7 protein-coding genes and 1 pseudogene are annotated in these 8884 nt (G+C 74.3%); 5 read left to right on the forward strand and 3 right to left on the reverse strand.

Features of this window, described 5'->3' with window-relative positions:
* Positions 1-4: 4 nt before the first annotated feature.
* The 3 genes and pseudogenes from rlmB (at position 5) to ABEA77_RS14395 (ending at position 2033) form a co-directional block, all read left to right on the forward strand.
* Positions 5-958, forward strand: coding sequence for a 23S rRNA (guanosine(2251)-2'-O)-methyltransferase RlmB (gene rlmB / locus ABEA77_RS14385; protein ID WP_345646361.1), 954 nt, complete (start codon positions 5-7; stop codon positions 956-958).
* Between the two features lie 81 nt (positions 959-1039).
* Positions 1040-1438, forward strand: a pseudogene (locus ABEA77_RS33980) (Scr1 family TA system antitoxin-like transcriptional regulator); the annotation flags it as partial.
* A 382-nt stretch (positions 1439-1820) separates the two neighbouring features.
* Positions 1821-2033 (forward strand): hypothetical protein, encoded by a 213-nt coding sequence (locus ABEA77_RS14395; RefSeq protein WP_345646441.1) that lies wholly within the window; start codon positions 1821-1823, stop codon positions 2031-2033.
* Between the two features lie 96 nt (positions 2034-2129).
* Here the strand turns inward: ABEA77_RS14395 and ABEA77_RS14400 are convergent, their stop codons facing one another.
* Positions 2130-3311: a S1 family peptidase gene (locus ABEA77_RS14400; RefSeq protein ID WP_345646367.1), complete on the reverse strand. Its 1182-nt coding sequence runs from the start codon at positions 3309-3311 to the stop codon at positions 2130-2132.
* A gap of 326 nt (positions 3312-3637) precedes the next feature.
* On the opposite strand from ABEA77_RS14400, the gene ABEA77_RS14405 reads away from it, so the two are divergent.
* Entirely contained in the window at positions 3638-3829 is a 192-nt protein-coding gene (locus tag ABEA77_RS14405) for a hypothetical protein (RefSeq protein ID WP_345646370.1), read from the forward strand.
* A gap of 91 nt (positions 3830-3920) precedes the next feature.
* Here ABEA77_RS14405 and ABEA77_RS14410 read toward each other — a convergent pair whose 3' ends face one another.
* Positions 3921-5531 carry a glycosyltransferase gene (locus ABEA77_RS14410; protein ID WP_345646373.1) on the reverse strand — a complete coding sequence of 537 codons (1611 nt, stop codon included), beginning with the start codon at positions 5529-5531 and terminating at the stop codon, positions 3921-3923.
* Entirely contained in the window at positions 5525-6364 is an 840-nt protein-coding gene (locus ABEA77_RS14415; RefSeq protein ID WP_345646375.1) for a sulfotransferase family protein, read from the reverse strand. Before ABEA77_RS14415 ends, ABEA77_RS14410 begins: the two co-directional genes overlap by 7 nt.
* Before the next feature lie 358 nt (positions 6365-6722).
* Here ABEA77_RS14415 and ABEA77_RS14420 point away from each other — a divergent pair, with 358 nt between their 5' ends.
* Positions 6723-8567, forward strand: a complete 1845-nt coding sequence (locus tag ABEA77_RS14420; RefSeq protein ID WP_345646378.1) for a DoxX family protein — start codon at positions 6723-6725, stop codon at positions 8565-8567.
* Positions 8568-8884 lie beyond the last annotated feature (317 nt).

The following is an 8884-nucleotide window of genomic DNA, read 5'->3' on the forward strand; positions in this document are numbered from 1 at the left end:
CACCATGGCCGGGAACAGCCAGCCCAGGAACCGACGCGCGTCAGGGAAGAAGGGCGCGCAGGTCGGCAGCGGCGGCAATCGGCGCCGCGGTCTCGAAGGCAAGGGGCCCACGCCGCCCGCGTCCGCCCGCAAGGGCCATGTGAAGAACCGCATCGCCAACGCGAAGGCCCGCCAGCAGGCGTCCCGCCCGCAGCGCGCGCGGCGCGGCGGCAAGGGTTCGACGGACATGGTCGTCGGCCGCAACCCGGTCTTCGAGGCGCTGCGCGACGGCGTCCCGGCGACGCAGCTGTACGTGCAGCAGTACATCGACAACGACGACCGCGTGCGCGACGCGCTCAAGCTGGCGGCCGACCGCGGTGGCATCCACCTGATGGAGGCGCCCAAGCCCGAGCTCGACCGGCTCACGGGCGGGCTCAACCACCAGGGTCTCGTCCTCCAGATCCCCGCGTACGAGTACGCGCACCCCGACGACCTGGTGGCGGCCGCGGTCGACGAGGGCGAGGACCCGCTGATCGTCGCGCTCGACGGTGTCACGGACCCGCGCAACCTGGGCGCGATCGTGCGCTCCGTCTCGGCGTTCGGCGGGCACGGCGTGGTGGTGCCCGAGCGGCGCGCCGCGGGCATGAACGCGGGCGCGTGGAAGTCCTCGGCGGGTACCGCGGCCCGCACGCCCGTCGCCCGCTGCACCAACCTCACCCGGACCCTGGAGGCCTACAAGAAGGCCGGCCTCACGGTCATCGGCCTCGCCGCGGACGGCGACCTCGACATCACCGAAGTGGCCGCGCTCGACGGCCCGTTGGCCATCGTCATGGGCAGCGAGGGCAAGGGCCTCTCCCGCCTTGTCGGCGAGACCTGCGACCTCCGTGTCCGCATCCCCATGCCGGGCGGCGCCGAGTCCCTCAACGCCGGCGTGGCCACCGGCATCGTCCTCTACGAAACCGCCCGCCGCCGCGCCTGACCCCGAACGCCGCCGCGCACGTGCAAGTTCGCGCACGCAGTACGAGCGGACCCGGCGCTTCAGGTTCACGAGCCGGGTGTGGTGCCCGGCATCCTGCAGACGCCCGCTTACGCACGGGCGTTGCTGGGCTCGATCATCGCGTTCCGAGGTATCCCGGACGACACGGCAGAGGCCGTGGCCGCCCGTGTCGAGCGGCAGCGCGTGCTCGGTGACGGTCACCGCACGTTCGCGATCCTCGTCGAGGAGTCGGTGCTGTGGGCGCGCGTGGCGCCCGACGAGGCGACGGCGGGCCAACTCGGCCATCTGCTGGGGGCGATGGCGCACCCCAGGATCAGTTTCGGTGTCATTCCCGCGAACGCTGCGCGGCCCATGTGGCCGGTCGAGGGCTTCTGGATCTTCGACGACGCGCGGGTGGTGGTCGAGTTGGTGACTGCCGAGGTGACGATCGAGCAGCCGCGCGAGATCCTCGCCCACGCACGGACCTTCGCGGCTCTCGCGGAACTCGCCGTCTACGGCCCCCGCGCCCGCGCCCTCATCACCGCGGCGATCGACGCGTTCGACGGTGGCCGAGGCGCGGCGGGTCCTGCGCGGGTTCGCGCGTGGCGGGGGCGCGTTCGGGCGGCGTCGTGCAAGCACGCGCACATGCGTGGTGGTCGGTCGAGGCCTGCTCCCAGAGTGGTGGGCATGGCGGAGACGACGTTGGGCGGGCGGCCCGTGGCCCGCGCCGGGTGTGAGGTGCGCGTGGCGCTGGTGAAGCAGCGCTCGACCGCATGGCGTGCCGGGGACGCGGGCGCTGCCGCGGCCTGCGACGCCGAACTCCGCCGCCATCGCAGCCGCAGCAGGAGCAGGGGAGTTGAGCCGTATGAAGGTCCTGACGCATGTGGAGACCTTCGAGAGCCGTGTGCCCGACGGGCGGGGGTGGCGCGGTGTGCCGTTCCGCCTGCCCCCGGTGCCGGCCGGCCGTGGCGGCGAGGCCGCCGGTGCGGACGGCGGCAGGCACGGCGGCGGGCCGGTGCCGCCGGAGGCGCCGCGTACCCCGCAGCCCCCGGCTGGGGGCAACGGCGGCTCCCGGTGAGGGAGTCCGGGAGCCGGGGTCAGGGGCGGCCCCGCCGCGGGTGTGTGGTGCTCGCGGCGGGGCCGGTCCTGGGCTTGGGCCCCGGGGGAGCGGGGGTCAGGCCGAGGTCTGGAGGGTCAGGCCGTAGTGGCTGAGGATCGGGTTGATGGGCTGGAAGAACGACGTGCCGCCGCTGGTGCAGTTGCCGGAGCCGCCCGAGGTGACGCCCTGGGCCTGGTCGCCGCTGATGTAGGCGCCGCCTGAGTCGCCCGCCTCGACGCAGACGCTGGTCTGGGTCATCGAGTAGACCGCGCCCTGGGCGTAGTTGACGGTGACGTTGGTGGCCTGGACGTTGCCGCAGTGCCAGTGCGAGGTGGAGCCGGAGCGGCAGATCGCGGAGCCGACGGGCGCCACGGCGGAGCCGCGTACGAGCTGGTCGGAGACCGTGCCCCAGCCGAGGACGACCGGCACGGTCCACCAGCCGCTGCCGACGTTGACCCACGCGTAGTCGTTGCCGGGGAACGTCGAGCCCTGGATGTTGCCGATGTACGAGCCGTCCCAGCCGGTCACCGAGCCGCCGGGCGAGCCGCAGTGGCCGGCGGTGACGAAGCCGCCGTTGACCGAGAAGCCGATGGAGCAGCGGACGTTGCCCGTGTACCAGGGGTCGCCGCCGACCGTGCCCGCGGCGGTCGTGCGGGGCCTTGCCGCGACCTGGTCCACGGTGACGGGCCCGGTGGCGCGGGCGCGCGACACGAAGCTTCGGACATCGTTGTCACCCTGTCGGCCTGCGACGACGTCCACGACGACCTGGTTGGTCTTCGGGTCGACCCGCCAGCTGCTGACGCCCGCGGGGGCGGCGGCCGAGAGCTTGTCGATGCGGGTCTTGACGGCGTCCAGCTGGCGCGCGCTGTGCCGCACCAGCTTGACGGCGGCACCTGTCGCGCGGACCGCCGCGGCCTTCTTCTCCGTGGTGACGGCCACGGTCAGGGCGCCGGTGTGCGCGTCGATCCAGGAGCCGCCGTACGCCGCGCCCGCGGCGCCGCGCGCCTTCCCGGCGACCGCGGTGGCCTTCTTGTCCGCGGCGAGGCGGGCCTTGGCCCCGGCCTCGGAGAGCCCGAGGTCCCGCTGCATCGCGGAGATCAGTCCGGCGGAGGCCGGGGCCTTCGCCGTCTTCTGTACGGGGGTCGGCGCGCTGGGGGCGGGCGCGGCCTGGGCGGCAGGTACGGCGCCTGCCGCGGCGAACGCCCCGGTGAGCAGGAGCGCGGTGAGGCCGGTACGTATCCGGGTGGAACGTCTCATGGGGGGATGGCCCTTCTGTGTTCCGGTTGGCGGGAGTGGAACAAATGATGCCCAAGTGCCCTTTATGCAGAGCAACTTGACCGCGAGGGTAGCCAAGGGCCGGGCCTTGGTCCATACCGCGGACGTGAAGCGGGCACGGGGCCGCCCGATCGGGCGTGCGCCCGCGACTCTCCGTACTGACCAGTCGGTAACCAACTTCGGGCAGGTCGGGGAGAATGCGCCAGGATGCGCCAGGGCGCGCGCGGTGGCCCACCCCGCCCCGGGTCGGGTGGGATGTCTGTGGAGAGCCGCCCGAAGCGGGGGGCCGAGGCCCTTGGGACGGGAACATGGCCGAGAACGCGGACCGGGACGTGGACGGGGAGAAGGCGGGGCCGCGGGCCGAAGGGCCCGCCCCCGCGTTCGAACTCCGCTGGGGCGGACTGCACGTGACGGTCGACCGTGTGCCGAGGTGGACCGTCACGGCGGTGACCGTGGTGCTGGGATCCGCCGGCACCTGGCTCGCGGTCCCGCGCCGGTAGGCGCGAGCCTCCCCGCCGGGGCCCGGCGCCCGCGAATCCGCTCCCTCGCGCCCGCCGCGCGGGGCCCTTTCCGCTGCGGCCCCGGCGCGGGCTACTTGCTGCCGCTGCCGCCCGTCAGGCGGCGGGCGCGGCGCTTGAGGCGGGTCATCAGGGGGGCCGACGTGCCCTTTCTGAGTACCGGCGGCGCGCCGTCGCTCGCGATGGCCAGCGACACCCGCAGCTCGGTCTCCTGCTGCCAGCCGCAGCTGGCGATGCGCGCCTTGAGTTCCCAACGACCACCGTTGCGACCGGAGTTGATCGTGTCCGGTGCGAGCTTCGCGACCGTGCGGTGGCGCAGCGCGAAGGTGCCCTCGCCGACCGGTACGCGGGTCGCGGTGGTTTCGCCCGGCACGAAGAACTCCTCGCCGCCGCCCCCGCGCCGCCGCGCCACCAGGTCCATGCGCGCCGACTTCACCCGGTCGGTGACGTCGAGCGCGGGCGCCGGGATGCCGTCGACGGGCGGTGCGAGTACGTCCCTGCCATCCACCGTGCGGAACGTCAGGGGTGCGCCGCCCGGCGCCGTCAGCTCACCCTCCACGGTGATCTCCGACGCGCCCGTCACCCGCGCCGAGGCCCGGGCCCGTACGCCCGACTGCCAGAGCGCGAGCTGCCGTACGGCGTCGAAGCGATCCGCCTCGACAAGCGCGGCGAGGGCGCGCTGCGGCGCGGGCAGGCCCGCGGCGACGCCCGGCGCGAAGCGCTCGACCAGCACGGAGCGCACCTCGCGGAAGAAGTCCCTGCGCCAGTCCTCCGGCGCGGCGAGGTGCCGCGCCGAGGTGAGTCTGCCCACCATCTCCACCCGAAGCCATCTGCGGTGCAGCCGGTCGCGGAGGGCACCGGGCTCGGTGTGGGCGTCCACGATGTCGAGCGCCTCGCGCAGGTTGCCGAAGTAGCCCGCGGGGTCGAAGCGCCGGAAGCCCGCGTTGGACGCGTCGCCCAGCGCGACGTGGAAGTAGCACACGTAGTCGGAGAGCACGGAGATCCGCGCGGCGGCAAAGTACGCGGCCGTCACGAACACGTGGTCCTCCAGGCGCCGTTTGCCCTCGGGGAAGCGCAGCCCCGCGTCGAGCAGGAACCGCCGCCTGAACATCTTGTGCGGGGTGAGGCTGTCGATCAGCGGGTCCTTCGCGAGCTTCGCGTCGGGGCGGTTGCGGCGGAACAGCTCGCGCGGCACGCCCCGGCCGCGGCCCGCCATCTTCCCCACGACGACGTCGGCGCCGTTCTCCCGCGCGTACGCGTACAGGCGGTGCAGCGCCTCGTCGCCCAGCCAGTCGTCGTGGTCGGCGAACTGCACGTACTCGCCGCGCGCCAGCTCGATGCCGAGGTTGCGCGGACGGGACGGCCAGCCCGAGTTCGGGATGTGCTCGACCCTGACGCACCCGGGGTGCTCGGCCGCCAGCGCGTCGAGGCGGGCGCCCGTGCCGTCCGTCGACCCGTCGTCGACGAAGATCGCCTCCCATTCGCCCGCCGGCATCGTCTGCCGCAGCAGCGACGCGATCAGCCCGTCGATCGCCGGACCCGGGTTGTAGACCGGGACCACCACCGAGACCTTGACCCGCGGTGCGGCGCCCCCGGCCGCGACCCGCGCGCCGTCCGGCTGCTCCCGCGCGTCGTCCGCCTGGTCACGGGCGGTGGCGGCGGGTTCGTTCGTGTCGTTCAACATGCGTATCCCCAGCGGCGCGTGACCTCCCTCAAGGAATCCGGCACCGCGTCGGGCCTGGGCAGTTCACGCGCCTGCTGGACGCTGCCCGATTTGATGTTGTCGCTCCAGTCGCCGATGTACGCCTGGAACGGGCCGTGTTCCTGTTTCCCGTACTCCAGCATGCTCGCATCCCACTCCACTCCGAGGAACGCGCAGATCTCCCGGGTCGTGTCGGCGGGCCGCGCGGTCAGGTCCTCGTAACGCACGGTGAGCCCCGGCAGCGCGCGGCGGGCCTCGTCGACGGCGTCCACGTACCGCTTGACCTCGGCGGCGGTCGCGGCGGGGTCGCGGTCGGGCCGGCCGTTCATCAGGGAACTGACCATCGACGCGGGGTGGCGCAGCAGGAACAGATAGCGCGCGTCCGGCCACGCCTCGCGCAGCCGCTCCCAGATCAGCGCGTTGCCCGGGGTCTTGTCGACGATCAGCTCCTTGCCGCTGTGCACGAGTTCGCGGTGGAGCACCCGGTCCCAGAGGAGGTGTTCGAGCTCGGCGCCGTCGAGGCCGAGCTGCTTCATCGCCTTCTCCGTGTACGGCTTGGTCTGCCGGACCTCCAGCGTCCGCAGGTGCATCTCGTGCGGGGCGCGGATCTTGGGGTGGCTGTTGAGCAGGACGCGCAGCAGTGTGGAGCCGGACCGTACGGACGACAGCACGAACACGGGCGACGGCACCAGCCGCCGGCCCTTCGGCGCGGGCGCCGCCGCCCGCGCGCGGCCCGTGGCCCGCGCCCGCACCTTGCCGAGCGTCCGGCGGGCCCTGCGGGCGGCGGCCCGCATTCCGGTGGGGCTGGCAGGCATGGCGCGCACATCCTTCGTGGAGACGGTGGTGGACCGGTCGCTCGGGCGGGGAGACGCGGTGGTCCGGGCGCCGTGCGGCCCGGCCGGGGCCCGGTGGTTGCCCGAACACCCCCGGCCCCCAGGGGATTTCTAGGCGGCCTTTCTGAGAGCGGCCTCACGGGCGCCGGGCCGGAATGTGAGAATTGTGTGAGAACGCGAATCCGTCGGCAACCGATCCGCGCGGAAAGCCGTCGCTGTGCGGACGCTGTGTCCGGCGCCGAGCGGGCGGCGGGCGCGTGCCGCACGGAAATGATCTTGACGGGTCTCGGACATTTCCCGCTTGTCAAGGCAGTGTCCTAACCACAGGTCACTCGGTTAGATGAGTGTGGACACCAGAACGCCCCGGTCCGGGTTCGACGAACAGCCGCCGCTGAGCATGCTCAAGGTGGACAGCGACCCCGCGCAGGTCATCGTGAACCACGCGAGCTTCCGCGTGAAGCTCGCGACGCCCAGCCGCCCGGCGCCCCGCCGCGCGGCAGCGCAGCGGGCGGCGGCGGCCGGGGCGGGCGTCGCGGACACCGCGCGCATCCCTGCGGTCCGCGACGCGAACACCGCGCGCCGCAGGGCGCCCGTCGTCTGGAGCGGCAGGTCGCAGCCGGGTGATCCCGCCGCGAGCGGGCTCCTCCAGGCCGTGCGCGACTCCGGCGCGGGCACCACCGCCCTCGCGACCCCCGCCGTCCGCGGCTACGACAACGGCGCGTACGACACGGGCTCTTACGACACCGGCGCGTACGACGCCGGTGCCACGCAGGTCATCCCGCGCGTCGGGGTCGACCAGGACGCCACCGTCCAGGCGCCGGCCGCAGGCGGCGGACGCGGTCCCGACGCGCCGCTGCTGCCGCCCATGCGCCAGGCCGTCGGCGCGTACGACACCCCGCCGCGGGGCGCCGGTTACGGCGACGGCGACAGCGACACGTACGAGGGGGAGGCGTACGCGGACGACCCGTACGACACCTCGTACGGCCGCGAGGACGCCTACGACCTCACCCCGGACGACGACGACCCCGAGCAGACCGGCGCGCGTTCCCGTGCCCGCGCCGCCGCGGCCGAGGCGGCGGTGCGCCACGCGTACTTCCCCGGCCGCCGGATGAACCTCGGCGTGGTGCTGCTCCCGCTGCGCGTCTTCCTCGGCCTCATCTCCGTCTACGCGGGCATGGGCAAGCTGTGCGACCCCGTCTACTTCGACGGCGGCGAGCGCGGCTCGATGGTCAAGTGGCTGACGTCGCTGCACCCGTGGGCCCTCGCCGAGCCGCTGCGCGACTTCGCGCTCGCCCACCCGGTGGGCGCGGGGCTGAGCGTGGCGTTCCTCCAGATCGTCGCCGGCGTGCTGACGGTGCTCGGCCTCTGGCAGCGCGTCGCCGCCTCCCTCGGCGCGCTGCTGTCGGCGGCGCTGCTGGTCACGGTGAGCTGGAAGACCGTCCCCGCGTACGACGCGCCGGACATCATCTACCTGGCCGCCTGGTCGCCGCTGATCATCGCGGGCGCCCCCGTCTACTCCGTCGACGGCAAGCTCGCCGGCGACGCCTGGCGCAAGCTCGGCCCCCGTTCCAGCCTGCTCGACCTGCGGCGCTACGTACTGCGGCGCGGCTCGGTCGTGGCGAGCATCGTCATCGGCGTGACCCTGCTCGTGGGGTCGGTACTCGGCGGCGCGGTCCGCTCGTCCGGCGTCGTGACCGTGCCGGGCCCCAACCACGACCCGGTCAACCAACTGCCCGGTGAACCGCTGCCGCAGAACTCCGCGAGCCGCACCAGCGCGGGCACGCCGGGTGCGCGGGCGCAGGGCGAGGACGGCACGCCCACCGGAGAGCCCTCGGCGGGCCACTCGCACACCCCGACCGCGGGCACGCAGTCCGCGCCCGGCACCCCCGGCGCGAGCAGCGGCACGGGAGGCGGCGCCGGCTCCTCCGGCACCCAGGGCGGCGCGCCCACCCAGAGCCAGGGCGGCGGCGGCCAGGCGACCTCGGGAACCACCGAGCAGCAGGCGCCGCCCGCCGTGGGGAGTCAGAACGTCGCGCCGTCCACCAGCGGTTCGGCGAGCGCCGGCTCCTCGTCCTCGTCCTCCGGCGGTACGTCGTCCTCGGGCGGCGCGGAGAGCGGCGACACGTCGGGCGGCTCGTCCTCCTCCTCCTCCGGCGGCAACCCGATCGGCGGCCTGCTCGGCTGAACGGTCGGACACCGCTGGGGCGTTGAGGAGGCCCTGGCGCTGGTCGTGCGGAAGGTCACGGGCGAGGCCCGGTCGGGAAGGCCCTGGGCCGTTAAGACGGTGGCGGGGCGTTGAGAAGGGCGCGGGCCCCGGCACACGGACGGTGCCGGGGCCCGCTGCTGTGCCCGGCGACGCGGAGTGCGGCCGGGGCCGAAGGGAGGCGGGACCGTACGGGAGGGGGCCGGGACCGCACGGCAGGGGGCCGAGACCCACGGGAGGGGGCCGGGACCGTACGGGAGGGGGCCGGGACCGCACGGCAGGGGGCCGAGACCCACGGG

The organism is Streptomyces tremellae (assembly GCF_039540215.1).
Lineage (GTDB): Bacteria > Actinomycetota > Actinomycetes > Streptomycetales > Streptomycetaceae > Streptomyces > Streptomyces tremellae.